We start from the raw sequence: 24,505 nt of genomic DNA on the forward strand, positions 1-24,505 counted from the left end.
GCGGTATCGAGGCGGAGGTGGTGGCCCGTGCGGCGGTTCCTGGCGGGGGAGACGGCGGTTCAGCGGGACGTGTTCCGCGGCAAGGTGTGGTCCCGGGAGCGGGTGCGGGGGATCGCCGAGTTCGTGCTGCACCAGTTCGTGCTGCACCCGGGAGCCGGGGGCGCGCCGTCGGGGCCGGCCCTCTGACGGCTCTCCGGGCGGCGCCTGCGGGTCAGGTGGGGGTGGGGACGAAGCCGCCGCGGGGCGAGCCCGTGGGGAGGAGGGCGGGCCAGTCGGGGGTGGCGGGGAGGTGGGCGAGGGAGAGGACGACGGCGCCGCCGGCCCGTTCCGCGTCCTCGCACCAGCCGGACATGCCGGCGGCGCCGGGCTGGGGGGCGGTGCGCGCGTCAGGGCCGTCCGCCACGGGGGCGACGAAGGCGGCGACGAGGAGGCCGTGCTCCCCGGGGCCGTCCACCACGCACATGGTGAGCTGGGGGATGAGGGTCCACCCCTCGCAGGCGGGTATCGGCCCCTCGGCCACGGCCAGTTGGGGCAGCGCGTCGTGGATCGGCGCCCCGGCCAGCAGAAGCGCCGGCAGCGTGCCGCGGACGAACAGGGTGTTCTCGGGCTCCAGAAGCATGGCAGGCATCCTTCCAGCCGGGCGGCGCCCCCCGTCCCGCACCCCGGTCCCTTTTCCCCGCCGCGGGACGAGGCCGCCGAGCCGTTCGGCGCCGGCTTGGAGCGCCGCAGCGGCCCGCACGGTGGGGGTGGCGTACATGGCAGCCCGTCCTCAGGTCGTCGTGTCCAGCCGACGGCACCGAGTTTTACGAGACAGAGTGTCGCTGTCAATGCGTAGTGTCATGATCCGGGCATCCCGTAGACTCGAAGCGTGCCGAAGCTGTGGAACGAGACGGTGGACGCGCACCGGGCCGCGGTGCGCGAGGCGATCCTGACCGCCACGGCGGACCTCGTGGCCGAACGCGGCCTCGCCTCGGTGAAGATGGCGCAGATCGCCGAGAAGGCCGGCATCGGACGGGCCACGCTCTACAAGTACTTCCCGGACGTCGACGCCATCCTGATCGCCTGGCACGAAGGCCACGTCGAGGCGCACCTGGGCGAGTTGACGGCGCTGCGCGAGGAAGGCGGGCTGCCGGCCGAGCAGTTGGCGGCCGTCCTCACCGCGTACGCCTTCATTGCCCACCACCGAGCGGGCCACGACGCCGAGATCGCCGCCCTCGTCCACCGGGGCGAGCCGGCCGCGCAGGCCCGGCGGCGGCTCCTCGACCTGTTCCGCGACGTGCTGGCCGACGCCGCGGCGGCGGGCGCGGTGCGCGACGACACCGCGCCGGGCGAGCTCGCGGCCTACTGCCTGCACGCCCTCGACGCGGCCGCCGCGCTGCCCTCGGAGGCGGCGGTCCTGCGCCTGGTCGGCCTCACCCTCACCGGGCTCCGGTCGTCCGCGACCCCGCCGGCCCGCCGGCCGGCCCGCCCGCGCCACGCGCCGCCGCCGCACCACGCCGCCCCCTGAGGAGCGGCTCCGTCAGGCGGAGCGGTTCTCCGCGCCGACCATCCAGGCGTACTTCTCCAGCGAGTCGATGATCGCGTGGAGCAGGTCGGCGGTGGAGGGGTCCTCGGCGTCCACCTGGTCGTGGTGGGTGCGCAGCGTGGCGGCGGTGGCGCGCAGCCGGTTGGCGACGAGGTCGACGACGGTGCTCACGCTCACCGCCCCCTCAGGGAACGCCGGCAGGGTGGTGCTGGACATGACGGTGTCCGTGCGGCCGTCGGGCCACGCCTCCAGGGCGCGCATGCGCTCGGCGATGGTGTCGGCGGCCTCCCGGGCCTCGTCGACGATCTCGTCGAGTTGCAGGTGGAGGTCGCGGAAGTTGTGGCCCACCACGTTCCAGTGCGCCTGCTTGCCCTGCAGGTGCAGCTCGACGAGGTCCACCAGGATCTGCTGCAGGGCTTGTGCGAACTGCGGCGAGGCGGTGAACCCGGGGACGTCGGACTCGGCGCGTCGGGAACCCCCGGGAGAAGCGGGCATGGCGTGACTCCTCGGTGAAGCGGCGGAACGGGATGTCGCGAGCGGTATGCGCCCCAGCCTCCGCGACGTCCGACCGCCCCGCCACCGCGCTTGATCCGCTTGGCGGACGGCCGGGGCCAGGCGCGTGACCGCCCTTCGGCGCTCGGTTCTCCTGCGGAGCGCTCGGTATGGACCCGTTATCTTGGCGAGACATACGAGATCGCCGCTGGGGGAGATGGGCGAACGACCGGTGAAGCGATGATCGGCCACTCCGCCCCGGGGTCTGCCCGGTACGCGCCCTGGGTGCGGGCGTCCCCCCGCCGCTTGTGGCGTCAACTGACCTACGCCTCCTGGCTGTTCAGTGGCGGCGGGCGCAGAATGGGCGGTATGCGGGGTAGCTGGGCGTCGAGCTGGATGGTGCGGATCAGCGCGCCGCAGCACCTGCTGATCGGGCTGTTCGTCCGCGACGCGGCCGGACTCCACCCGCGGGCGACCGTGGACGTGCCCCCAGCCGAGCCCGCCGTGGAGCTGCGGGCGTCCCTCGCCGTCATGGCCACCGCGGAGGTCTCCGCGCAGTGGGCCCGCTGGTGGAGCCAGGAACTCGCCCGGCAGGGGACGGCGGACCGCGGGTTCTTCCTTCCCGACGCCCGGTTCGGCGACGGCCGCGAGTTGGAGGAGCTGTTCCGCGTGTGCCGGTACGACGCGGTGCGGTGGGCCGGCGTGCGCAAGCACGACGAGGCCGCGTCGCTCGGCCGCGACCGGGGCCGCGAGGGCGACCTCATCCGCGCCATCGAGACCCAACTCGGGCGCAAGGCTCACCCGTTCGAGCTCGAGGTGACGGAGCTGCCGGTCGCCGGCGCGGCCGGCTGGCGGGTTTCGTCGCAGCATGTCGCGGTCAGCCGCGCCCTGCGTGACGACATCGCGGCGTACCACCGCTGGCTGGGCCCGGTCGTCCGCGAGCTGGCCTGACGCGGCCGTTGGGACGAGGGGGTGCCGAGGGGGTGCGCGGCCGGTGCGGGCAGGTTACGCCTGGGCCCATCAGCTGAGCCCGGCCGCCGGTTGGGTCCCGGGCCGAACCCGGGCCGCCCCCTGGCAAAGCCGGGGATGCCGCCGCTCTACGGAGTTGGATACCTCGGAACTGGCCGCGCACCTCCGAACCTAGTTCCCCCTTCTGACAGTCGGAGGGAACCGCTGCGCGAAGCGGGGGAGTCGGGGCGGGTGTGCCTCTCTCTTGGGTGCTGGGGTATCCGGCCGGGACCCGGCGGTTACCTGCGGTCAACTGGCCGTGTGGGGCCTGGCGATGCCGCTTCCCGTGCGGGCATGGGCTCGCCCCCCCGCCCCCGGGCACCGACTGCGTCACCCCTTCCCCGGAGGTCCCCTTCTAGCCGGGGGCAAGGGGCTGCTCGACGTCACCCGGCCCCAGCCATGCGACGGCGATCGCGACCGCCTCGGCGACGTCGGAGGTCTCCACCCGGGCGTCGGCCTCGACCACGAACGGTGGTTGACCGTCCGGCCACGTATCGAGCTGGACGCGATCCGGCACTGACGCGTCGCCCAGGAAGTACACGTTGTCGTCGTCACCGGGGCGTGTGACGGTCATCCGCTCGATGAGCACCCTGGGCACTGCGTGCCGCACCCGGGCGAACACCTCGTCGGCCGGACCCCCGGTCCGTTCCCCTGGCCCCCACGGCCTTGTCCTCACGGCTCCACCCACCCCCCGAGTATGCACCGGCCCGCACTCTGCCCCCCGGGGTGCGTTGCCGGGTGCGGACCGGTTGTGGTTGAGCGCGCAGTTCCCCGCGCCCCTTCGGTAACCGGGGTGCCCCCTGGGCGCCGCTGCCGTCTGCGACATGCATCGTGGCTGGGCGCGGAGTTCCCCGCGCTCCTGGAGCATCGCCCCTCCGGGGCGGGAATCCGGGCTGCCTCCGGGGGTGGGTTGCCGGGTGCACGGTGCGTGGGTGGCTGGGCGCGCAGTTCCCCGCGCCCCTTGGGGTGCGCCCGATGGGCAGGGGAGCCCGGCCCAATTTCTTCCCGCAGACGGGGGCCGGGCCGGGAGGGGACGGTGCGGGAGTGTCCCCGCAGGAACTGTGCATCCACCCGGGCAAGCCGATGGAAGAACCCGCACGCACAGTTCCGAGGAGATACTCCCGTGGCGGCCCCGACCCCACCCACCGAACGTGCACCGCCAGGGGCGCGGGGAACTGCGCGACAAGCCACGACGGCGCGGCAGGCGGCAGCGCACATCCGGGGGCAGCCCGGGAGCCGCTGGGGGCGCGGGGAACTGCGCGACAAGCCACGACGGCGCGGCAGGCGGCAGCGCACATCCGGGGGCAGCCCGGGAGCCGCTGGGGGCGCGGGCCGGTACCGCTCAGGGAGGGCCCGGGGTGCGAAGATCCAGGAACTGGCAGCACCAGGCCACCGCGAACAAAGGAGAAGCGAGGATGTTCGCCACCCCCCTCGGCGACAGCGCAACGCTCGAACCACTCGAACCCTGGCACGCCGAGGAATTCCTCGCCCACATGGACCGCGGCCGCGACTACATCGGCCGGCACGTCGGGCTGCCCGACGCCACCCCCGACCTGCCCGCGGCACGCGCCTGGCTGCAGTCGTACGCCGACAAAGCCGCCTCCGACACCGGCCGCCTCTACGGGATCCGCCTCGACGGCGTCCTCGTCGGCGGCGTCCTGTTCCGCGTGTTCGACGCGGCGGCCGGCACCTGCGAGGCGGGCTGCTGGCTGGAACCCTCGGCCGTGGGCCGCGGCCTGGTGACCCGCGCGGTGCGCCTGCTCATCGACTGGGCGATCGAGGAGCGCGGCATTCACCGCGTGGAGTGGCAGGTGTCCTCCGAGAACACCCCGAGCATCAACGTGGCCAAGCGCCTGGGGATGAGCCGCGACGGCGTGCTGCGCGCCAACCACCCCTACCGCGGCGTCCGCCAGGACACCGAGGTGTGGTCGGTGCTGGCCCCCGAGTGGCGTGCCGCGCGGGGCACCGCGCAGGGCGACTGACCGGGGCGAGGACCGGCCGGCGAGGTCGCGCGGGGACCGGTGGAGCCGCCGGAGACCGCCTCCGGCTCAACCGCTTTCCGTGACGCCCCGTGAGGCGGGCCGGGCCGGCACCGGCCGCCGCACGGCCTGAAGCCTGTCCAGATTGGTACGTGTCCCTTTTTGGACACGTGTCACTCCTCGCGGGTGAACACGCAGGTAGGAAACGCTTTCACCGCGCGCGCGAGCCACCGGGCCCCCGGTAACCGGCTAGGCACGGACGGGTGCCTTCGGGTACCAATCAAGGGCGGCCCTCCAGGCGTTACTCCACGCCGACCGAGCGTGCCGCAGCACCGAAGGTGCCACCTGGACGCGGCTCCCCCGAGTCGCCGCGGCCAGGCGGTCGGACGGCGGCGCACAAACCGGCACGCTCGCCCGGTTTTTCCCCGGGGGGGGGCGCTGTCCGACTTGGTGGGGGCCGGCCAGGCCCGTCGACCCCCATCGCACGGTGCCGTTCGTTCCCGGACCTATGGGGGGGCGGGAACGGACGGCCCACCGGACGGGGTGGGGCGCAGCGCCTTGACCAGTTCGGGGTCCTGGCCGAGTTTGAGGCCGGCCTCGAATCTGCTGGATGCGTTGAGCCGCTCCATCAGCTTGGCCACCGCGCGCTGCACGGTGCGGCGGTGGACGCCCATCTTGCGGGCGATCTGGTCGTCGCTCAGGCCGCCGGCCATCAGGCGGATCACCGCCCGCTCCTGCAATGTCAGTCCGGCCGCCCCGGAGCCCGGTGGCTCCGCCATGGGATAGGGGACGGCCCGCAGCCAGAAGTCGTCGTAGAAGGCGCTGTACGCGCGGATCAGGGCCGCCCCTCGGACCACGAGCATGGCCACGCCCGGGTCGTCGGGGTCGGCGGGCAGGCAGACCGCGGCCCGGTCGTGGATGATCATGTCCAGCGGGGCGTGGTCGAGCAGCCGCACCTCCACGCCCGCCTCGTGGAGTTCCTGGAGGTAGCCGGAGTAGCGGGGGCTCTGCAGCAGCACCAGCGGGTACATCGCCCGCAGGTGCGCGCCGCGCCGCATGGTGTCCACGTCCCGTTCCAGGGACGTCTCCAGGACCTGCGCCGACGGCATGGGCCCGGGGTGCATCGCGTCGACGGAGTGCTGGCTGGTGGTCTCCAACGCGACCAGCGTGCGGTCCTTGCGCCGCCGGTCGACGATGTACTCGACCTCGACCTGCGAGGGGTCCCGGGTGGCCGCCGGCCGGTACAGCGTCATCAGGGAGTGGGTGAGGTGCTGGAGGGCTGTCGCGTTGCGGACCTGTTCGGCCGCGTTGGCGTGGTAGGCGTCCATGGTGCGCACCAGCGCGGTGTCCGGCTCCACCGCCTCCAGCACCCCGTCGACGACCTGGACCAGGCCCAGTTCGTTCAGGCGCTTGCGCCCGCGCCCGGCCTGGTCCGCGTCCACCCCCGCGGCCTTGCGGAGCTCCTCGTCGGAGGAGATGCCGCCCTGTGCCCGGAGCGCCTGGTAGATCGCAAGCGCTACGTCCTCGTCGCCCGGCATCAGACGGCCCTCCGAATCCAGCGACAGCCCCACTCACCGACTCACAGGTCGAACTCCGCGGGGTTGAGACCCACCGCGAAGCACGCCTCGCGGACCACGGCCTGCTCGCTCTTGTCGAAGACGCCGTCCGCGCCGCCGATGACGATACCGATCTGGATGACCGCACGCGCCTCGGTGGGCTTCTTCTGCACCTTGGCGATCTCCTGCAGGATCGCCACCTTGCCGAAGTCGAAGTCGGCGGTGAGCTTGCCGAGGTAGTCGTCGAAGCGGCGCTGGAGGTCCAGCGCGGGGAAGTTCTGCAGCACGTCGTTGCTGCCGATGAGCGCCGCGACGCGCTGCCGCTCGGAGGGGTCGACGGTGCCGTCCGCCGCGGCGACCAGGGCGCACATCGCCATGCTGGCGTCCCGGAACGCGCCGCTCTTCAGGTCGTTCTTCTTGGCCGTGAGCTGGGTCTGCATGGTCTGGGCGGATTCCTTGAAGCGGTCCCACAGGGCCATGGCGGTCTCTCCTACGCGGTTTCGTGTTCGGTTTGTACGGTTTCGTACGGTCGTGTGTGGCGTTCAGAACAACTCCCGGAGAGCGTAAAGAAGTTCCCAAGCCGCCACGTCCGCGCCCCGCGGTCCCCCGATCAGGGGACCAGGACGACCTTGCCCGTGGTCCCGCGGGACTCCAGCGCCCGGTGCGCGGCGGCGGCCTGCGCGAGCGGGAAGGTCTGCACGGCCGGCACCAGCCGGCCCGAGGCCGCGGCCGCCAGCGACTCCGCCTCCAGTTCCCGCAACCCCTCCGGCGTTCCGGTGTACTTCTGCATCGCGGGACCCACCAGGGTCGCCGATTCGACCCCCAGTGCCTCGAGTTCGCCCTCAGCGAACACGCCCCGGCCGCCCGTTCCCGACGCCCATCCGTAGACCAGATGCCGGCCGCCGGGCGCCAGCAGACCGACGGCGGTACGGGCCAGCTCCCCGCCCACACCGTCCAGGACGACGGTCGCCGGACGCTCCGCGCCCAGGGCCGCCCTGACCTCGTCCGCCCAGCCGGGCCGCGCGTAGTCCACGGCGTGCAGCCGCGGGTCCGGGTCCAGCGCCCGCACGCGGGCCGCCTTGGCCGGGCCGCCGGCCGCTCCGACGACGGTCGCGCCGAGCTGCCGGGCGTGCTGGACGGCCAGGGTGCCGATGCCGCCCGCGGCGGCCAGCACGACCACCGTGTCCTGCGCGCGCAGCGCTGCCATCCGCAGCAGCGCCATGGTGGTGCGCCCGGTGCCGATCATCGCCACGGCCTCGGGGAAGCCCAGTCCGCCGGGGAGTTCGTGCAGGCGGGCCGCCTCGGTGACGGCCAGCTCCGCGTAGCCGCCGGGCACCGTTCCCAGGTGGGCGACGACCCGGCGGCCCAGCCAGAACGGGTCGGTGCCGGGCCCGAGCGCGTCGACGGTGCCGGCCACCTCGCGGCCCGGCACGGTCGGCAGGTCGGGCGGCGGGATCGGCCCGGTGCCGGTGCCGGAGCGCAGGACGGTGTCGATCAGGTGCACCCCGCAGGCGGCCGCGGCGATCCGGACCTGGCCGGGGCCGGGCTCCGGGTCGGGGGCCTCTTCGTAGCGCAGGTTCTCCGGCGGGCCTAAGGCGTGCAGGCGGACGGCGTGCATGGGCGGGTCCCTTCGCGTCAGGAGGCCGGCTCCCCCGCGGGGCACCGGCACGGACCACGCCAGCCAACAACCTCAAGCGGGCTTGAGGTCAAGTCGCGGCCGCCGCCCGGCCGGTCAGACCCGCGGGTAGCGGGCGAGCAGCTCCCACACGACGGGGTTGCCGTCCAGGCCCTCGTGCATGTCGGTGAGATCGGCGACCAGGTCGTGCAGGAAGTCCCGGGCCTCGCGGCGCAGTTCCTCGTGCCGCACGGTCAGCGGCGGCTCGTCCGGGACCCAGTCGGCGGTGACGTCCACGTGCCCGAAGCGGCGGACGAAGCGCAGCCGGTCGGTGGACTCGGTGAAGTCGAACTCGGCGTGCTGCGGGCGCGCGGCGCGGCTGCCCTGCGGGTCGCGGTCCAGGTCCTCGGCGATCGTGCACAGCGCCCACGCGAAGTCCAGCACGGGCACCCAGCCCCACCGGGTGGACAGCTCCCGCTCGCCCTCCGCCAGGTAGACGTCCCCGCAGAACAGGTCGTGGCGCAGCGCCCGGACGTCGGCCGTCCGGTAGTCGGTCTGCGGCGGGTCGGGGAAGCGGCGGGACAGGGCGTATCCGAGGTCGATCACGGGCGCATCGTGTCAGACGCCCCGGCGGTCGCGGACACTCGCCCCGGGACGCCGACGGCCCCCGCTGCCCGGCGCGGGGCCGGGGTGCGGGGGCCGGGAAGGCGCGGCGGACGTCAGAGGTTGACGCCGAAGTCCGTGGCGATGCCCACCAGGCCGGAGGCGTAGCCCTGGCCGACGGCGCGGAACTTCCACTCGGCGCCGTTGCGGTACAGCTCGCCGAAGACCATGGCGGTCTCGGTCGCCGCGTCCTCGCTCAGGTCGTAGCGGGCGATCTCGGCGCCGCCGGCCTGGTTGACGATGCGGATGTAGGCGTTGCGCACCTGGCCGAAGTTCTGGCTGCGCGCCTCGGCGTCGTAGATGGACACCGGGAAGACGATCTTGTCGATGTCCGCGGGCAGGCCCGCGAGGTTGACGTTGATCTGCTCGTCGTCGCCCTCGCCCTCGCCGGTGCGGTTGTCGCCGGTGTGGACGATGGTCTGGTCCGGGCTCTGCTTGTTGTTGAAGAAGACGAAGTGGCCGTCCGAGTAGACCTTGCCGGTGGCGTTGACCGCGATGGCGCTCGCGTCGAGGTCGAAGTCGGTACCGGTGGTGGTTCGGACGTCCCAGCCCAGGCCGACCGTCACGGCCGTCAGACCGGGCGCTTCCTTGCTCAGTGAGACATTGCCGCCCTTGGTCAGGCTTACCGCCATGGGAAGTCCCCTTTTGTGGTCTCGTAGGTGTTGCGGACGAAAGTACCGTCATCACTTCCATACGCGGGGGCGGCTCAGGAGGTTCCGTCATGGGACGAAATCCCCGTGACGGGTGACCGCGGACGCGGGATCATGGAGTCATGTCCGGGCCACTGCACATCCGCGGTTCGGTCTCCGTGCCGGAGGCCGAGCTGATGTGGCGTTTCTCCCGGTCCTCGGGGCCGGGCGGGCAGCACGTCAACACCAGTGACACGCAGGTGGAGTTGCGGTTCGACCTGGGGGCGAGCGAGTCGCTGCCGCCGGTGTGGAAGGAGCGGGCCCTGGAGCGGCTCGCCGGCCGGCTGGCCGGCGGCGTGCTCACCGTGCGGGCGTCCGAGCACCGTTCGCAGTGGCGCAACCGCGAGGCGGCGGAGGCCAGGATGGCCGCGCTCCTCGCGCAGGCCACCGCGCCGCCCCCCAAGGCCCGTCGCGCCACCCGGATCCCGCGCGGCATCAACGAGCGCCGGCTGCGGGTGAAGAAGCAGCGCAGCGAGACCAAGCGGAACCGCCGCGGGAACTGGGACTAGATCCCGCCCGGTACGCGCCGGCCCGCGGCCGTCAGGTCAGGTAGCGGTAGCGGCCGCGGAAGTAGGTGAGGGGGCCGCCGTCGGCGCTGGGGGTGCGGGCGGTCATGACGCGCCCCACCAGCAGGGTGTGGTCGCCGGCCGGGACCCGCTGCTGGGTCTCGCACTCGAGTATCGCCAGCGCCCCGCCGAGGATCGGCGCCCCCGACTCCTCGCCGCGGTAGTAGGCGATGTCCTCGAAGAGCAGGCGGTCGCTGATCCGGCCGCGCATGGCGAACCGGCCCGCGATGTGCCGCTGGCTCTCGCTGAGCACGGACACCGCCCAGCGCGGCTGCCGCTCCAGCAATTCGTCCATCCGCGAGCCCACCCGCACGCTCACCAGGACCAGGGGCGGTTCCAGGGACACCGACATGAACGCCGTCGCCGTCATGCCGACGTCCTCGCCGCGTGGCGGGTCATCGGCGTCGTGCGCCGTGATCAGCACCACGCCCGCGGCGAGGCGGGTCATGGCGGCGCGGAAGTCGTCGATGCTGGCGGTCGGACCCATGGTGGTCCCAGAATGCCGTCCCGGGGAGTTGTGAAGCACGCTCCTCACGTTACGGGTCGGTGGAACGGCCCTGCATCGGGCTGTGGTCCCGACCCCCGCGCATCAGGTCCTAGGACCAAAGGCTCTACGTTGTGTATTCAACTGCTTACCTGATGGTGTGACTTGAGTCACAAGGGGGAGGAATTGTTGACCCTGTGTACCGGGCGGACAGCTCGCTGTGATTCAGTTGCCGGTGTAATCGGATGAGTGCGCATGCGTAACCACAGGGACCAGGAAGACCGAACGCCGGAGATCATCACGGGAGCCGCTGCAGAGGGCGTGGAGAGGGGCATGGACACCGATTCGGAGCCGTATGTCCGCCTCGCGACCCTGCGCCAGCTGCACCAGGTCGTCGCGGACCTCAACACCGCGCGCAGCCTCGCCGACACCCTCCAGGCGGTCGCCGACGGAGTGGTGCGCGGCCTCGGCTACGAACTGGCCGCCGTGAACCTGGTGCGCCCGGACGGCGACCTCGTCGTGGCCGCCTTCGCCGGGAGCGCGGCCGGGGAGGCGCTGCTGGCCGGCCGGGTCGGCTCCCGCGCCTCCTGGGAGCGGCGGCTGACGATGGGGGAGCGGTGGGGCGTGCTGCGCTTCATCCCGCACACCGAGGGCTGGGTGCTCATCGACGACGACGTGCCGCAGTGGCACACCGAGGGCCCGCTGCCGCGGTTCGCCGACGAGTGGCACCCCGGCGACCGGCTCTACGCGCCGATGTACTCCTCGCAGACCGTGGGCAGCGAGCTGATCGGCGTGATCTCGGTGGACCAGCCCAGCAGCGGCCGGCACCCGGGCCCGTGGGGCTGCGAGGCCCTGCAGATGTACGCCTTCCAGGCCGGCATCGCGATCAGCAACGCCCGGCTGCGGGCGAACATGCAGCGCGCCCTGGTCCGGCTGGAACGCGACCAGCAGGCGCTGCGGGCCAGTGAGGAGAGCTTCCGGCAGGCCTTCGAGTACGCGCCCAGCGGCATGGCCATCGCCGAGATGGGCGGCGACCAGCACGGCAAGCTGCTGCGCGCCAACGACGCGCTGTGCCGGCTGCTCGGGCGCTCGGCGTCCACCATGCGCCGCTTCTCCTTCTCCGACCTGGTGCACCCCGAGGATGTCGGGCTGCTGCTGCGCACCTCGGCCGAGGGGGGCCGGGCCGAACTGCGGCTGGCCCGCCGCGACGGCTCCTACGTCTGGGCGTCGCTGCGCAACTCCGTGGTCGCCGACACCGCCGACGGCCCGCGGTTCCTGCTCACCCACGTCGAGGACATCGAGGAGCGCAAGAGCCGCGAACTCCAGCTCGCCCACCGGGCAAGCCACGACTCGCTGACCGGGCTGCCCAACAGCGCGGAGCTGCGCGCCCGGTTGTCGGCCCGGCTGTGCTCGCGCCCGCAGGACCGCGACGTCCGGGAGGCGTCCGCGGTCGTGCTGAGCGAGGAGGCCGGCGGCCCCGACGAGTTCGCCTTCTCCTACGGCTACGGGCCCGACGAACTGGCCGCGCCGCTGGGCGCGCTGGACTCCCACACCCACGCGGTGGCGCCCGACGAGAAGGACGAGGAGTCCGCCCACAAGGGCCTCGCGGTGCTCTTCTGCGACCTCGACGGCTTCAAGTCGATCAACGACCGGTTCGGCCACCACACCGGGGACGCGGTCCTCATCGAGGTGGCCCGGCGGCTGACCGGCGCGGTGCGCGACGGCGACACCGTCGCGCGGCTGGGCGGCGACGAGTTCGTGGTCCTCGCGGACGGCCTGGCCCCGGCGGACGCCGCCGACCTGTCGGTGCGGCTGCGCAACGCGATCATCCCGCCGATCCGGGTGGACGGCCGCGCGGTGCGGGTCGGCGCGAGCTTCGGCATCGGCTGGGCCGCGTGCGGGATGTCCACCGAGGAGGTGCTGCACTCGGCGGACCAGCGGATGTACGTCGAGAAGCGCAGCCGCTCCGCCAAGCCCAGCCACCGCCGGGCCGGCTGACCCCGGTAGCGCCGCCCGGTGCCCCGCGCCCCGGCCCGCCTCCCCGGCCCGCCTCCCCGACCCGCACGCCCCCCCGGCGGGCCTTCGCGCCCGCGGCCGGTGCGTCCCTGCGTGCGTCCTCGCGAAGGGGATGGGGGAGGATCGGGGGATGGACAAGGCAGCGGACAGGGTACGGCGCCGGGCGGCGGTCGAGGGAAGCGGGCGGGTGCTCAGCGGGGCGCTGCGGCCGGGGATGCGGCAGAAGCTGGAGCGGCTGGCGGCGGCCGCCGCCGAGGGCGAGGCCGACCACTACGGCGACGGGGTCGTGCGGGAGCTGGAGCTGCGGGTCGCGGAGCTGCTCGGCATGCCGGACGCCGCGTTCTTCCCGACCGGCACGATGGCCCAGCAGGTGGCCCTGCGGTCCTGGGCGGGCCGCACCGGCAACCCGGTGGTCGCCCTGCACCCGCTGGCGCACCCCGAGGTGCACGAGCGCGGCGCCCTGCAGAGCGTGAGCGGTCTGCGGACCGTGCACCCCACCACCAGCCCGCGCACGCCCACGGCGGAGGAAGTGCGCGACTTCGAGGAGCCGTTCGGCACCCTGATGCTGGAACTGCCGCTGCGGGACGCCGGGTTCGTGCTGCCCACCTGGGACGAGCTGACCGCGGTCGTGGAAGCGGCGCGGGAGCGCGACGCGGTCGTGCACCTCGACGGCGCGCGCCTGTGGGAGTGCACGCCGCACTTCGGCCGCTCGCTGCCGGAGATCGCGGGCCTGGCCGACAGCGTCTACGTCAGCTTCTACAAGTCGCTGGAGGGCCTGTCCGGTGCGGTGCTGGCCTCCTCCGCCGACCTGATCGGCGAGGCCAAGGCGTGGCGGCACCGCTACGGCGGCATGCTCTTCGAGCAGTTCCCCGCCGTGCTCGCCGCGCAGGCCGGGCTCGACACCGAACTGCCGCGGCTGCCCTCGTACGTGGCGCACGCGGGGCCGGTCGCGCGGGCGCTGCGCGAGGGACTGGCCGAGGCCGGCCTGGCCGGCGTGCGGATCCACCCGGAACAGCCGCACACCCACCAGTTCCAGCTGTGGCTGCCCTACCCGGCGGAGGCGCTGGACGAGGCGTCGGTGCGGCAGGCCGAGCAGACCAAGGTGAGCCTGTTCGGCCGCGGCCGGTTCCTGGAGCCGGGTCTGCCGGGGCTGTCCATGACCGAGGTGACCGTCGGCGCGTCCGCCCTGGAGTGGACCGAGGACGACGTGCGCGCGGCCGCCGTCGACTTCGCGCGCTGCCTGACCGAGAGCACCGGCAGCACCGAAAGCGCCACCGGCTGACGCCAGTTGACGGCTGTTGGCGCCCGCGCGGATCGCTCCCGCCGCGCGGGCGCCGCGTCCGGGGGCGGCCGCGGCGGCGTGCGGTCAGATCCGGAGCAGCAGCTTGCCGGTGCTCGTCCGCGACTCGACGAGCCGGTGCGCCTCGGCCGCGTCCTCCAGCGCGAACTCCGCGCTCACCGGCAGCTCCACGCCGCCGTCGGTGACGGTGCGGAAGGCCGCGGCGGCCAGGGTGCGCAGCCGCTGCGGGTCGGCCGCGGCCATGTTCAGGATGGAGAAGCCGGCGACCGAGATCGCCAGCGGGTACGTCTCGGCCGGGCCGATCGACCACGGCTCGTCCGAGCCGGCGTTGCCGAACGAGACCAGCCGCCCGAAGCGGCCGACGACCGACAGGGTGCGGGTGAAGGTCTCGCCGCCGACCGGGTCGAGGGCGATGTCCACGCCCCGGCCGCCGGTCGCCGCCCGCACGTCGTCGTCGAAGGTGGCGGCCGCGAACACCTGGTCGTAGCCGGACTTCAGGGCGTGCTCCGCCTTGTCGAGCGAGGACACCACGCCGTAGACCGCCGACGCGCCGCCCATCCGGGCCAGCTGGCCCGCGACGGTGCCGACACCGCCGGCCGCGCCCTGGATCAGCACGGTGTCGCCCTCGCGCAGCCGGCCCACCTCGTGCAGCAGGCCGTAGGCGGTGGGCAGCACGCTGGGCAGGGTCGCGCCGGTGCGCAGCGACAGGCCCTCGGGCACCGCGAAGACGGTCGCGGCCGGCGCGGCCACCACCTCGGCGTACCCGCCGCCGTTCAGGAACGCGGCGACCTCCTGGCCCACCGCGAACTCCGCGACGCCCGCGCCGACCGCGCGGACCGTCCCGGAGACCTCCAGGCCGGGCCGGAACGGCAGCGACTCCACCCGGTACCCCTGCGAACGGGCCTTGACGTCGGCGAAGTTGACGCCCGCGTACGCCACGTCGATGGTGACCTCGCCCGGACCCGGCTCGGGCGCGGGTATGTCGGCGACCCTGAGGACCTCGGGACCGCCGAACTCCTCGATGACGATGGCGCGCATGCCAATTCTCCCCGTCGTGGTTCCGTTTGCTGCCCGAGGCTGCCCTGTCCGGCCGCCCGGTGCAACATCCGACCTGTCGAAGCGTCAAGACGCCCGGGGAGGGCTAGAAATTCCCGCCGCCCGCCCGCACCAGGCCGGATTCGTACGCGAGGACGACGGCCTGCACGCGGTCGCGCAGGTTCAGCTTGGTGAGGATGCGGCCGACATGGGTCTTCACGGTGGCCTCCGACAGCACCAGCTTCCGCGCGATCTCCCCGTTCGACAGGCCCTGGGCGACCAGCATCAGCACCTCGCGTTCGCGCTCGGTGAGCTTGTCGATCTCCTTGTCCTGCCGTTCGGTGCCGGAGCTGGGCAGCATCGGTGTGAACCGGTCGAGCAGCCGGCGGGTGGTGCTCGGGGCGACCACCGCGTCCCCGCTGTGCACCGCGCGGATCGCGGTCAGCAGCTCGTCCGGCGGCACGTCCTTGAGCATGAAGCCGCTCGCCCCGGCCTTGAGCGCGGTGAACGCGTACTCGTCGAGGTCGAAGGTGGTCAGGATGAGCACCCGCGGGGCGCCGTCGCCGGGCGGCCGGTCGCCGCCGCAGATCCGGCGGGTCGCCTCCACGCCGTCCAGCCGCGGCATGCGCACGTCCATCAGCACCACGTCGACCTTGGTGTGCCGCAGCACCTCCAGGGCCTCCGCGCCGTCGCCGGCCTCGGCGACCACCTCCATGTCCGGCTGGGCGGCGAGCACCATCCGGAAGCCGGTGCGCAGCAGCACCTGGTCGTCGACGAGCATGACCCGGATGGCCATGAGGGGTCCTTTCTCTGGTCGTGGGTCCGGCTGCCGGTCCTCGGCGGCCGGGTCTCGTCGGCCGGTGCTATCGGCCGGTCTTCAGCGGCAGCACGGCGCTGATCCGGAAGCCGCCGCCGGGGCGGGGCCCGGCGTCGAGGGTGCCGCCGATCATGCCGATGCGCTCGCGCATGCCGATCAGGCCCTGCCCCAGGCCGTCCCGGCCGCCCTGGGTGAGCAGCTCCTGGCCGGCGCCCCGGCCGTCGTCCTCGATCAGCAGGTCCAGCGCGGAGTCCCCGAAGTCCAGCAGGACCTTGGCGCTCGCGCCGTCGCCGCCGTGCTTGCGGACGTTGGTCAGCGCCTCCTGCACGATGCGGTACGCGGTCAGCTCGACGCCGCTGGACAGCGGCCGGGCCTGGCCGGCCACCTCGAACCGCACGGGCAGCCCCGCGCCGCGGACCTGGTCGATGAGGTCGGCGAGCTGGTCGACGCCCGGCTGCGGCACGTACTCGCCGCCCGCGTCGTCCCCGGCCCGCAGCAGGCCCAGCAGCCGGCGCATCTCGGCCAGCGCCTGCCGCCCCGTGCTGGAGATGGTCTCCAGCGCCTGCTTCGCCTGGTCCGGCGCGGCGTCCAGCACGTAGGCGGCGCCGTCCGCCTGCACCACCATCACCGAGACGTTGTGCGCCACCACGTCGTGCAGCTCGCGGGCGATCCGGGCCCGTTCCGCGGCGACCGCGGCCTTCGACTGCGCCTCGCGCTCCCGATGCTGGCGCGCCGCCCGCTCCTCCAGCTGCGCGTAGTAGGCGCGGCGGGTGCGCAGCCGGTCGCCCACCACCCAGGAGCAGGCGAAGATCACGGTGAGCAGGATGGTCTGGAACAGCGTGGTCCAGATCGTCGTGCCCCTCTCGTGGGGCGGCCAGCGCACCATCGACAGGGGGGCGGCGGCCAGACCCGCGATCAGCGCGAGCCGGGACGCCCAGCGCTCGGCGTTCGACGCGCAGGTGTAGATGATCACCAGGAAGGCGGCGTCGCCCGGATTCGTCTCGACGTTGAGGGCGAGCTGCGCCAGACCGGTGGCGATGGCCAGCAGCAGCATGCGCTCGGGCGCGCGGCGGCGCCTCGCGACGACCGTCGCGAGGGCGAAGGAGAGCGGGACCGCGGCGACCTTCGCCGCCGCCGACGGTCGGGGGTCGCCCACGATCCAGGCGGCGCAGGCCGCCAGCAGGACGACGGCCCAGAAGGAGTCGACCCCTGTCGGGTGCCGTCGGAAGAAGTCGTAGACGCGCTGCACATAACCCAGCGTAGGGAGGGGAACCCGTGACGGGGTCACCCCGCAGAGCGATCTCCTCTACGCCCCAAGGTGGATCCTCTTCCCCAGGACTCACCCGGGTCGCACCCGGTCCGCCGCAGGTCCGGGGCGGGCACGCGCGGGGCCGGGCATCCGCACGGGGGCGTGGGGTGTGAGGCGGGTTACGCGTCGCGGCCGGGGTCGGCGCGCACCGCCTTCGCGTAGGATTGACGAGAAGGGACAGCCGGGAGGCAACGTGGTCGTCGAGGAGAAGCCGGCGAGGCTGGCCGTGGGGGTCGTGGGCGCGGGCCGGGTGGGCGCGACGCTCACCGCGGCACTGGCCCTGGCGGGGCACCGTCCGGCCGCCGCCTCAGGAGTGTCCGACGCCTCCCGCCGCCGTGCGGAGGTGCTGCTGCCCGGCGTGCCGCTGGTGGAGCCCGCGGCCGTGCTGGAGAACGCCGACCTGGTGCTGCTGACCGTTCCCGACGACGCGCTGCCCGACCTGGTCAGCGGTCTGGCCGAGACCGGCGCGGTCCGGCCGGGCCAGCTGCTGGTGCACACCTCGGGCCGCTACGGCACCGCGGTCCTGGACCCGGCGCTGCGCGCCGGCGCCCTGCCGCTGGCCCTGCACCCGGTGATGACGTTCACCGGCTCGCGCGTCGACGTCCAGCGCCTGAACGGCTGCACTTTCGGGGTGACCGCCCCCGGCGAGCTGCGGATGGCAGCGGAGGCGCTGGTCATCGAGATGGGCGGCGAGCCGGAGTGGATCGAGGAGTCGGCCCGGCCGCTCTACCACGCGGGCCTGGCGATCGGCGCGAACCACATGGTCACGCTGGTCGCGCAGTCGATGGACCTGCTGCGGGCCGCCGGCGTGCAGGAGCCGGGCCGGATGCTCGGCCCGCTGCTGGGCGCGGCCCTGGACAACGCCCTGCGTTCCGGCGACGCGGCGCTGACCGGCCCGGTCGCCCGCGGCGACGCCGGCACCGTCAGCGCCCACCTGGAGGAACTGCGCCGGCACGCGCCGGAGACCGTCGCCTCGTACGTGGCGATGGCCCGGGCCACCGCGGACCGCGCGCTCGCCAACGGCATGCTCAAGGCCGAGTACGCGGAGGCGCTGCTCGGCGCCCTCGCCGACGAGGGGACCCGATGACCGAACTGGTGCACCACGCCCGCGACCTCGCTCCGGCCGCCGCCGTGGTCATGACGATGGGTGCGCTCCACGAGGGGCACGCCTCGCTGATCCGGGCGGCCCGGGCCCGCGCAGGCGACGGCCGGGTGACGGTGAGCGTCTTCGTCAACCCGCTGCAGTTCGGCCCCGGCGAGGACCTCGACCGCTACCCGCGCACCCTGGACGCCGACGTCAAGCTCGCCGAGCTGGCCGGCGCGGACGTGGTGTTCGCCCCCGACGCGGACGAGGTGTACCCGGGCGGCCAGCCGCAGGTGCGGATCTCCGCCGGGCCCATGGGCGAGCGCTACGAGGGCGCCTCGCGCCCCGGCCACTTCGACGGGATGCTCACCGTCGTCGCCAAGCTGCTGCACCTGACCCGCCCGCAGGCCGCGTTCTACGGCCAGAAGGACGCCCAGCAGCTCGCGCTGATCCGCCGGATGGTCACCGACCTGAACTTCGGGGTGGAGATCGTCGCCGTCCCGACCGTGCGGGAGGACGACGGGCTGGCGCTGTCCAGCCGCAACCGCTACCTGTCCGAGAGCGAGCGGGTCTCGGCCCGCGCCCTGTCCCGGGCGCTGTTCAGCGGCCGGGAGGCGGCGGCGCGGGGCCCGGCCGCGGCCCTGCGGGCGGCGCAGGTGGTGCTCGACGAGGCCGCCGCGGCGCAGCCGCCGGTCCGCCCGGACTACCTCGCGCTCATCGACCCCGCCGACTTCACCGACGCCGCCCCCGGCCACACCGGCCCGGCCGTGCTGGCCGTCGCCGCGAAGGTCGGCGCCACCCGGCTGATCGACAACATCCCCCTGGAGTTCGGAGAACCCGAATGACCGCCACCTGGAACGCCGGCCGCGACGGCGCCGGCAGCAGCACCGGCATACGCCTGACCGCGCCGCCGCCCGGCTGGGCGCTGCGCGCGGACGTGGTCGTGGTCGGCTCCGGCGTCGCCGGGCTCACGGTGGCGCTGCGCTGCGCCGCCGCCGGCGCGAAGGTCACGGTGGTGACCAAGGCCCACCTGGACGACGGCTCGACCCGCTGGGCGCAGGGCGGCATCGCGGCCGCGCTCGGCGACGGCGACACCCCGGACCAGCACCTGGAGGACACCCTGGTGGCCGGCGCCGGGCTGTGCGACGAGCCGGCGGTGCGCACGCTGGTCACCGAGGGCGCGGACGCGGTGCGCCGGCTGATCGCCACCGGCGCCCACTTCGACACCGACGCCGCCACCGGTGAGCTGCTGCTGACCCGCGAGGGCGGGCACCGCAGGCGGCGCATCACGCACGCCGGCGGCGACGCCACGGGCGCCGAGGTCTCCCGCGCGCTGATCGCCGCGGTCCGCGCCGCCGGTATCGAGTTCGTCGAGAACGCCTTGGTGCTCGACCTGCTCACCGACGCCGAGGGCCGCACCGCCGGCGTCACCCTGCACGTGATGGGCGCCGGGGCCCGCGACGGCGTGGGCGCGGTGCACGCGCCGGCCGTGGTGCTGGCCACCGGCGGCATGGGCCAGGTCTTCGCCGCCACCACCAACCCCGCGGTGTCCACCGGCGACGGCGTGGCGCTGGCGCTGCGCGCGGGCGCCGAGGTCAGCGACCTGGAGTTCGTCCAGTTCCACCCGACGGTGCTGTGGCTGGGCCCGGACGCCGAGGGCCAGCAGCCGCTGGTGTCGGAGGCGGTCCGCGGCGAGGGCGCGCACCTGGTGGACGCCGACGGCGTGCGCTTCATGGTCGGGCAGCACGAACTGGCCGAGCTGGCGCCGCGCGACGTGGTCGCCAAGGGGATCCTGCGCCGCATGCAGGAGACCGGCGCCGCGCACATGTACCTGGACGCCACGCACTTTGGCGCGCAGATGTGGGAGCAGCGCTTCCCGACGATCCTGGCCGCCTGCCGGGCGCACGGCATCGATCCGGTGACCCGGCCGATCCCGGTGTCGCCGGCCGCGCACTACGCCTCCGGCGGGGTGCGCACCGACCTGCGCGGCCGGACCACGGTGCCGGGCCTGTACGCGTGCGGCGAGGTCGCCTGCACCGGCGTGCACGGCGCGAACCGGCTCGCCTCCAACTCGCTGCTGGAGGGCCTGGTCTTCGCCGAGCGGATCGCCGCCGACATCGCCGCGCACCCGGCGGTGTCCGGCGAGCCGGTCGTTCCCGGCCCCACGGGCCAGGTCCACGGCGATCCGCTGCTGGCCTCTGAGGCGCGCTACGAGGTGCAGCGGATCATGTCCGCGGGCGCCGGCGTGCTGCGCAGCGCGGAGAGCCTGACGGTGGCCGCCGGCGCGCTGGAGCGGCTGAACACCGCGGCCGTCGAGGCGTACGACCGGGACGGCAAGACCGCGGAGCCGTGCGTGGAGACGTGGGAGGCGACGAACCTGAGCCTGGTGGCCCGGGTGCTGGTCGCCGCCGCCCGGCGCCGCGAGGAGACCCGCGGCTGCCACTGGCGCGACGACCGCCCGGACCGGGACGACGCCCGGTGGCGGCGGCACCTCGTCGTCCGGCTCACCCCGCACCGCACACTGGAGGTGCGGACCACCGAAGGCCCCGACTTCGCGGGCACGCGCCCCTCCCGGATCGGGGATGATGGGGCGGCCGCACCGCATCCGGCCCCCGCGGCCGCGCAGGCGCCCACCGAGGCGCCCGACCGGCAGCCCGCCGCACCGAAGGAGTTCTCGTGACCACCCCCGACCGTCCCCAGCCCGTCTCCCTGCCGCTGCCGACGATCGGGCCGCCGCCCGCGGCGGGCGGCGGCTGCGGTGACGGCTGCGGCTGCGGCGACGGCGAGGACTACGCGCTCGACCCGCTGGAGTGCGGCCTGGACCCGGACCTGGCGGTGCTGCTGGCCGACGCCGGGCTCGACCCGGTCCAGGTCGAGGACATCGCGCACATGGCGATCGAGGAGGACCTCGACCAGGGCGTGGACGTCACCACGGTGGCGACGGTGCCCGAGGAGGCGCTGTCGGTCGGCGACTTCACCGCGCGCGAGGCCGGCACGGTCGCCGGGCTGCGGGTCGCCGAGGCGGTGCTGTCCGTGGTGTGCACCGACGCGTTCGAGGTCGAGCGGCACGTCGAGGACGGCGACCGGGTCGAGGCCGGGCAGAAGCTGCTGACGGTGACCACCCGGACCCGCGACCTGCTGACCGCCGAGCGCAGCGCCCTGAACCTGCTGTGCCGGCTGTCCGGCATCGCCACCGCGACCGCCCGGTGGGTGGAGGCGCTGGAGGGCACCACGACGCAGGTGCGCGACACCCGCAAGACCACGCCGGGCCTGCGGGCCCTGGAGAAGTACGCGGTGCGCTGCGGCGGCGGCGCCAACCACCGGATGTCGCTGTCCGACGCGGCCCTGGTCAAGGACAACCACGTGGTCGCCGCGGGCGGAGTCGCCCAGGCGTTCAAGCTGGTCCGCGAGGAGTTCCCCGACGTGCCCATCGAGGTCGAGGTGGACACCCTGCACCAGGTGCGGGAGGTGCTGGACGCCGGCGCCGACCTGATCCTGCTCGACAACTTCACCCCCGCCGAGACCGCCGAGGCGGTGGCGATCGTCGCCGGCCGGGCCTTCCTGGAGTCCTCCGGGCGGCTGACGCTGGACAACGCCCGCGCCTACGCGGAGACCGGCGTTAACTTCCTCGCGGTGGGCGCGCTCACGCACTCCTCCCCGATCCTGGACATCGGCCTGGACCTGCGAGCGGAAGCGTAGGCGGATGCTGCTCACCATCGACGTCGGCAACACGCACACGGTCCTGGGGCTGTTCGACGGCGAGGAGATCGTCGAGCACTGGCGGATCTCCACCGACGCCCGCCGGACCGCCGACGAACTCGCCGTCCTGCTCCAGGGGTTGATGGGCATGCACCCGCTGCTCGGCGACCTCGGGGACGGCATCGACGGCATCGCGATCTGCTCGACGGTGCCGTCGGTGCTGCACGAGCTGCGCGAGGTGACCCGGCGCTACTACGGCGACGTGCCGTCGATCCTGGTCGAGCCGGGCATCAAGACCGGCGTGCCGATCCTGGTCGACCACCCCAAGGAGGTCGGCTCCGACCGGATCATCAACTCCCTTGCGGCGGTGCACCTGTACGGCGGCCCGTGCATCGTCGTCGACTTCGGCACCGCCACCACGTTCGACGCGGTGTCGGCACGCGGGGAGTACGTCGGCGGGGCGATCGCCCCGGGCATCGAGATCTCGGTGGACGCCCTGGGGGTGCGCGGCGCGCAGCTGCGGAAGATCGAACTCGCCCGGCCGCGCAGCGTCATCGGCAAGAACACCATCGAGGCGATGCAGTCCGGCATCCTGTACGGCTTCGCCGGGCAGGCCGACGGCATCGCCGAGCGGATGGCCCGCGAGCTGGCCGACGACCCGGACGACGTCACCGTCATCGCCACCGGCGGGCTCGCCCCGCTGGTGCTGGGCGAGGCGTCCATCATCGACGCGCACGAGCCGTGGCTGACCCTCATCGGCCTGCGGCTGGTCTACGAGCGGAACGTCTCCACGACCTGATCCCGCGACGGGCCCGCGGTGGCTCCGCGACCTCCCCGCGGCGGGCCCGCTACGGGTTCCGGGAAGCCGCGCGGAGGCGCTCGCGCACGTCCCGGGGCCCGCCGCGGGGACGCACCCATCCCGGCGACGCACCGCGTATACCGTATTGCGCGAAGTTTGTCCTCTTAGCACTTAAAGTCCATTCATGCCCACGCCACACGGAACCCGAGGCGGAATGGCGTTCAGCGCGAACGAGCTGAGCGTGCTGCGGCGCGCGCTGGCCGAGGTCCTGCACCCCAGCAGGAGGCCGGGCCCGCCCGCGGCGTCCACCGCCCTTACCCCCGCCGCCGCGCCCCGCCCGGCGGAGTACGTCCAGGACTGCCTGCGGCTGGCCGAGGCACTCGACGAGGCCGTGCACGAGGCCGGGCGGCTGCGTGCCTTCCTGCTGGACGAGCTGGTCCGGTACCGGCAGGCACTCCCGGGCAGTGCGGGCGGCTACCTGGAGCGCCTGACCGCCGCGCTCGCGGCGGGATACGTCCCCCGCGCCGACGATTTGGCCGCCCTGCGGCGGCTGCGCGCGCTGCCGTGCGGCCCCGCGGAGAACCGGCGGCGCACCGTGCTGCTGCGCCGCAGCGAGACCCTCGCGGAGAACGACGTCCGACTGCGTCTGGAGGCCCATATGACTATGACCGCCCCACGCCGGCTGCTCACCCTGCCCGGACTCGCCGACGAGCCGACGCCCAAGCCCGCGCCCAAGCCGGGCCCCGGGCCCGGCCAGGCGCCGGAGGAGAAGCCCAAGCCGGCCACCCCGGACAAGCCGCGCACGCCCACGCCCGCGGAGATCTGGCCGCCGCACCGCAGGACGCGCAAGCCGGACCAGGCGGCGCGCAGCGCCTGACCGTCCCCCGCCACCGCAAAGGGCGCCGGCCACCACCGTGGCCGGCGCCCTTTCCCGTGGCGGCGGCCAGCGGCGTCCAGGACGGGGAGCCCGGCCTGCATGGCGGCCCGGCACGGCCGCGCGCTCAGCCGCGCGCTCAGCGCGCACCCCGGCGGCGGGCCGAGCCCGCCAGGGCCACCGCCGCGGCGAGCACGGCCAGCCCCGCGGCCCCGCCCGCCACGTCGCGGGCCCTCGCACCGAGCCCGGTGCGGCGCCCGAACGCCGGCCCGACGCGGCCTGCCGGGTCGTACACCACCGGCCGGACCAGTCCTACGGCGCGGGCGCAGGTGCCGTCGGCGCGGACGCCGTGCACCGAGCCGTCGGGCAGCCGCACCCGGCAGGTGGCCACCCGGGCGCCGTGCTCCCACCGGTACGTCGGCGACTCGACGGTGGCCTGCGCGTCCCGGCCGCGCGCCGCCAGGTACCACTCGGGGGAGTAGAGCAGCGTCGCCGCCAGCAGCACGATCATCGCCGGCACCGTCACCAGGAACGCGGGACCGCTCCACGGCGCGCTGGGCACGACCGCCCACATCAGGAACAGCCCCGTGAAGCCCAGCACCGCGACGATCACCCCGAGCAGCTGCCCGACCAGCACCACGCAGCCCAGCAGGACCAGCAGCAGGACCGCCGCGCCCAGCAGGTACAGCAGCCAGAACCCCGCCACCTTGCCCGCCGGGTCGGCGATGTCCGCCGGGCCAGGACCCGCCAGGCGGCGTACCGTCGCCCGCCGGCCGGGGGAGGCCCCGAACTCGGCGACGATGTGCCGGACCTGCCGCGCGCCGGCCTCGGTGCCGGCCAGCTCGCGCAGCCGGGCCATGTCGAACCCGGAGGCGGCGAGCGTCCTGCGGTTCGCCGCGGACAGCGAGTCCAGGAACGCCTCGATCGGCGGATTGCCCTCGCGCTCTGCCACGGTGGGGGAGCCTTTCGGTGCTGCGCTGCCGGCGTCGGCCCCG

General features: G+C 74.3%; 26 protein-coding genes. 13 read left to right on the plus strand and 13 right to left on the minus strand.

Annotated elements, in window-relative coordinates; genetic code table 11:
- Nucleotides 1–27: 27 nt before the first annotated feature.
- On the plus strand, nt 28–186 hold the full coding sequence (locus ACH4TG_RS36120) for a hypothetical protein (RefSeq protein ID WP_398246904.1): 159 nt from the start codon (nt 28–30) through the stop codon (nt 184–186).
- Between the two features lie 25 nt (nt 187–211).
- On the opposite strand, the gene ACH4TG_RS36125 is transcribed toward ACH4TG_RS36120, so the two are convergent.
- The gene (locus ACH4TG_RS36125; RefSeq protein ID WP_398246905.1) at nt 212–619 is read right to left on the minus strand and encodes a hypothetical protein; all 408 of its coding nucleotides are present in this window, start codon (nt 617–619) and stop codon (nt 212–214) included.
- 249 nt (nt 620–868) lie between these two features.
- On the opposite strand from ACH4TG_RS36125, the gene ACH4TG_RS36130 reads away from it, so the two are divergent.
- Nucleotides 869–1,507, plus strand: a complete 639-nt coding sequence (locus ACH4TG_RS36130) for a TetR/AcrR family transcriptional regulator (RefSeq protein WP_398246906.1) — start codon at nt 869–871, stop codon at nt 1,505–1,507.
- A gap of 12 nt (nt 1,508–1,519) precedes the next feature.
- Here the strand turns inward: ACH4TG_RS36130 and ACH4TG_RS36135 are convergent, their stop codons facing one another.
- The gene (locus ACH4TG_RS36135; RefSeq protein ID WP_398246907.1) at nt 1,520–2,020 is read right to left on the minus strand and encodes a Dps family protein; all 501 of its coding nucleotides are present in this window, start codon (nt 2,018–2,020) and stop codon (nt 1,520–1,522) included.
- A 366-nt stretch (nt 2,021–2,386) separates the two neighbouring features.
- On the opposite strand from ACH4TG_RS36135, the gene ACH4TG_RS36140 reads away from it, so the two are divergent.
- On the plus strand, nt 2,387–2,968 hold the full coding sequence (locus tag ACH4TG_RS36140; RefSeq protein ID WP_398246908.1) for a hypothetical protein: 582 nt from the start codon (nt 2,387–2,389) through the stop codon (nt 2,966–2,968).
- Nucleotides 2,969–3,380: 412 nt separating this feature from the next.
- On the opposite strand, the gene ACH4TG_RS36145 is transcribed toward ACH4TG_RS36140, so the two are convergent.
- A complete protein-coding gene (locus tag ACH4TG_RS36145; RefSeq protein ID WP_398246909.1) occupies nt 3,381–3,599 on the minus strand; it encodes a hypothetical protein in 219 nt (72 codons plus the stop codon).
- Nucleotides 3,600–4,440: 841 nt separating this feature from the next.
- On the opposite strand from ACH4TG_RS36145, the gene ACH4TG_RS36150 reads away from it, so the two are divergent.
- Nucleotides 4,441–5,007, plus strand: coding sequence for a GNAT family N-acetyltransferase (locus ACH4TG_RS36150; protein WP_398246910.1), 567 nt, complete (start codon nt 4,441–4,443; stop codon nt 5,005–5,007).
- A 503-nt stretch (nt 5,008–5,510) separates the two neighbouring features.
- On the opposite strand, the gene ACH4TG_RS36155 is transcribed toward ACH4TG_RS36150, so the two are convergent.
- The 5 genes from ACH4TG_RS36155 to ACH4TG_RS36175 form a co-directional block, all read right to left on the minus strand.
- The gene (locus ACH4TG_RS36155; RefSeq protein WP_398246911.1) at nt 5,511–6,542 is read right to left on the minus strand and encodes a LuxR C-terminal-related transcriptional regulator; all 1,032 of its coding nucleotides are present in this window, start codon (nt 6,540–6,542) and stop codon (nt 5,511–5,513) included.
- 41 nt (nt 6,543–6,583) lie between these two features.
- Nucleotides 6,584–7,039, minus strand: coding sequence for a tellurite resistance TerB family protein (locus ACH4TG_RS36160; protein ID WP_398246912.1), 456 nt, complete (start codon nt 7,037–7,039; stop codon nt 6,584–6,586).
- Between the two features lie 131 nt (nt 7,040–7,170).
- Nucleotides 7,171–8,178: a zinc-binding dehydrogenase gene (locus ACH4TG_RS36165; protein ID WP_398246913.1), complete on the minus strand. Its 1,008-nt coding sequence runs from the start codon at nt 8,176–8,178 to the stop codon at nt 7,171–7,173.
- A 114-nt stretch (nt 8,179–8,292) separates the two neighbouring features.
- Nucleotides 8,293–8,781, minus strand: coding sequence for a hypothetical protein (locus ACH4TG_RS36170; protein ID WP_398246914.1), 489 nt, complete (start codon nt 8,779–8,781; stop codon nt 8,293–8,295).
- Nucleotides 8,782–8,894: 113 nt separating this feature from the next.
- A complete protein-coding gene (locus ACH4TG_RS36175) occupies nt 8,895–9,470 on the minus strand; it encodes a TerD family protein (protein WP_398246915.1) in 576 nt (191 codons plus the stop codon).
- A 140-nt stretch (nt 9,471–9,610) separates the two neighbouring features.
- Here ACH4TG_RS36175 and arfB point away from each other — a divergent pair, with 140 nt between their 5' ends.
- Entirely contained in the window at nt 9,611–10,036 is a 426-nt protein-coding gene (arfB, locus tag ACH4TG_RS36180) for an alternative ribosome rescue aminoacyl-tRNA hydrolase ArfB (protein ID WP_398246916.1), read from the plus strand.
- 31 nt (nt 10,037–10,067) lie between these two features.
- Here arfB and ACH4TG_RS36185 read toward each other — a convergent pair whose 3' ends face one another.
- Nucleotides 10,068–10,580: a flavin reductase family protein gene (locus ACH4TG_RS36185; RefSeq protein ID WP_398246917.1), complete on the minus strand. Its 513-nt coding sequence runs from the start codon at nt 10,578–10,580 to the stop codon at nt 10,068–10,070.
- 330 nt (nt 10,581–10,910) lie between these two features.
- Between ACH4TG_RS36185 and cdgB the strand changes: the two genes are divergently transcribed.
- Entirely contained in the window at nt 10,911–12,575 is a 1,665-nt protein-coding gene (gene cdgB / locus ACH4TG_RS36190; RefSeq protein WP_398246918.1) for a diguanylate cyclase CdgB, read from the plus strand.
- A gap of 130 nt (nt 12,576–12,705) precedes the next feature.
- Nucleotides 12,706–13,875, plus strand: a complete 1,170-nt coding sequence (locus tag ACH4TG_RS36195) for a threonine aldolase family protein (protein ID WP_398246919.1) — start codon at nt 12,706–12,708, stop codon at nt 13,873–13,875.
- An 84-nt stretch (nt 13,876–13,959) separates the two neighbouring features.
- Here ACH4TG_RS36195 and ACH4TG_RS36200 read toward each other — a convergent pair whose 3' ends face one another.
- The 3 genes from ACH4TG_RS36200 to ACH4TG_RS36210 form a co-directional block, all read right to left on the minus strand.
- Entirely contained in the window at nt 13,960–14,931 is a 972-nt protein-coding gene (locus ACH4TG_RS36200; protein ID WP_398246920.1) for a zinc-binding alcohol dehydrogenase family protein, read from the minus strand.
- 103 nt (nt 14,932–15,034) lie between these two features.
- Nucleotides 15,035–15,724: a response regulator gene (locus ACH4TG_RS36205; RefSeq protein WP_398246921.1), complete on the minus strand. Its 690-nt coding sequence runs from the start codon at nt 15,722–15,724 to the stop codon at nt 15,035–15,037.
- A gap of 67 nt (nt 15,725–15,791) precedes the next feature.
- Nucleotides 15,792–16,994 carry a sensor histidine kinase gene (locus tag ACH4TG_RS36210; protein WP_398246922.1) on the minus strand — a complete coding sequence of 401 codons (1,203 nt, stop codon included), beginning with the start codon at nt 16,992–16,994 and terminating at the stop codon, nt 15,792–15,794.
- A gap of 253 nt (nt 16,995–17,247) precedes the next feature.
- On the opposite strand from ACH4TG_RS36210, the gene ACH4TG_RS36215 reads away from it, so the two are divergent.
- The 6 genes from ACH4TG_RS36215 to ACH4TG_RS36240 all read left to right on the plus strand — a co-directional run bounded on the left by ACH4TG_RS36215 (nt 17,248) and on the right by ACH4TG_RS36240 (nt 23,513).
- Nucleotides 17,248–18,141 (plus strand): Rossmann-like and DUF2520 domain-containing protein, encoded by an 894-nt coding sequence (locus ACH4TG_RS36215; protein ID WP_398246923.1) that lies wholly within the window; start codon nt 17,248–17,250, stop codon nt 18,139–18,141.
- Complete coding sequence (gene panC / locus ACH4TG_RS36220; protein WP_398246924.1) at nt 18,138–18,983, plus strand: pantoate--beta-alanine ligase; 846 nt, start codon at nt 18,138–18,140, stop codon at nt 18,981–18,983. Before ACH4TG_RS36215 ends, panC begins: the two co-directional genes overlap by 4 nt.
- Nucleotides 18,980–20,818, plus strand: coding sequence for an L-aspartate oxidase (locus tag ACH4TG_RS36225; RefSeq protein ID WP_398246925.1), 1,839 nt, complete (start codon nt 18,980–18,982; stop codon nt 20,816–20,818). Before panC ends, ACH4TG_RS36225 begins: the two co-directional genes overlap by 4 nt.
- A complete protein-coding gene (gene nadC, locus ACH4TG_RS36230; RefSeq protein WP_398246926.1) occupies nt 20,815–21,837 on the plus strand; it encodes a carboxylating nicotinate-nucleotide diphosphorylase in 1,023 nt (340 codons plus the stop codon). The genes ACH4TG_RS36225 and nadC overlap by 4 nt, the downstream gene beginning before the upstream one ends.
- Before the next feature lie 4 nt (nt 21,838–21,841).
- Complete coding sequence (locus ACH4TG_RS36235; RefSeq protein ID WP_398246927.1) at nt 21,842–22,636, plus strand: type III pantothenate kinase; 795 nt, start codon at nt 21,842–21,844, stop codon at nt 22,634–22,636.
- Nucleotides 22,637–22,820: 184 nt separating this feature from the next.
- Nucleotides 22,821–23,513 (plus strand): hypothetical protein, encoded by a 693-nt coding sequence (locus ACH4TG_RS36240; RefSeq protein WP_398246928.1) that lies wholly within the window; start codon nt 22,821–22,823, stop codon nt 23,511–23,513.
- Between the two features lie 136 nt (nt 23,514–23,649).
- Here the strand turns inward: ACH4TG_RS36240 and ACH4TG_RS36245 are convergent, their stop codons facing one another.
- Complete coding sequence (locus ACH4TG_RS36245) at nt 23,650–24,462, minus strand: hypothetical protein (RefSeq protein WP_398246929.1); 813 nt, start codon at nt 24,460–24,462, stop codon at nt 23,650–23,652.
- Nucleotides 24,463–24,505: the final 43 nt, after the last annotated feature.

The organism is Streptomyces sp. NPDC020917 (assembly GCF_044333795.1).
Classification (GTDB): domain Bacteria; phylum Actinomycetota; class Actinomycetes; order Streptomycetales; family Streptomycetaceae; genus Actinacidiphila.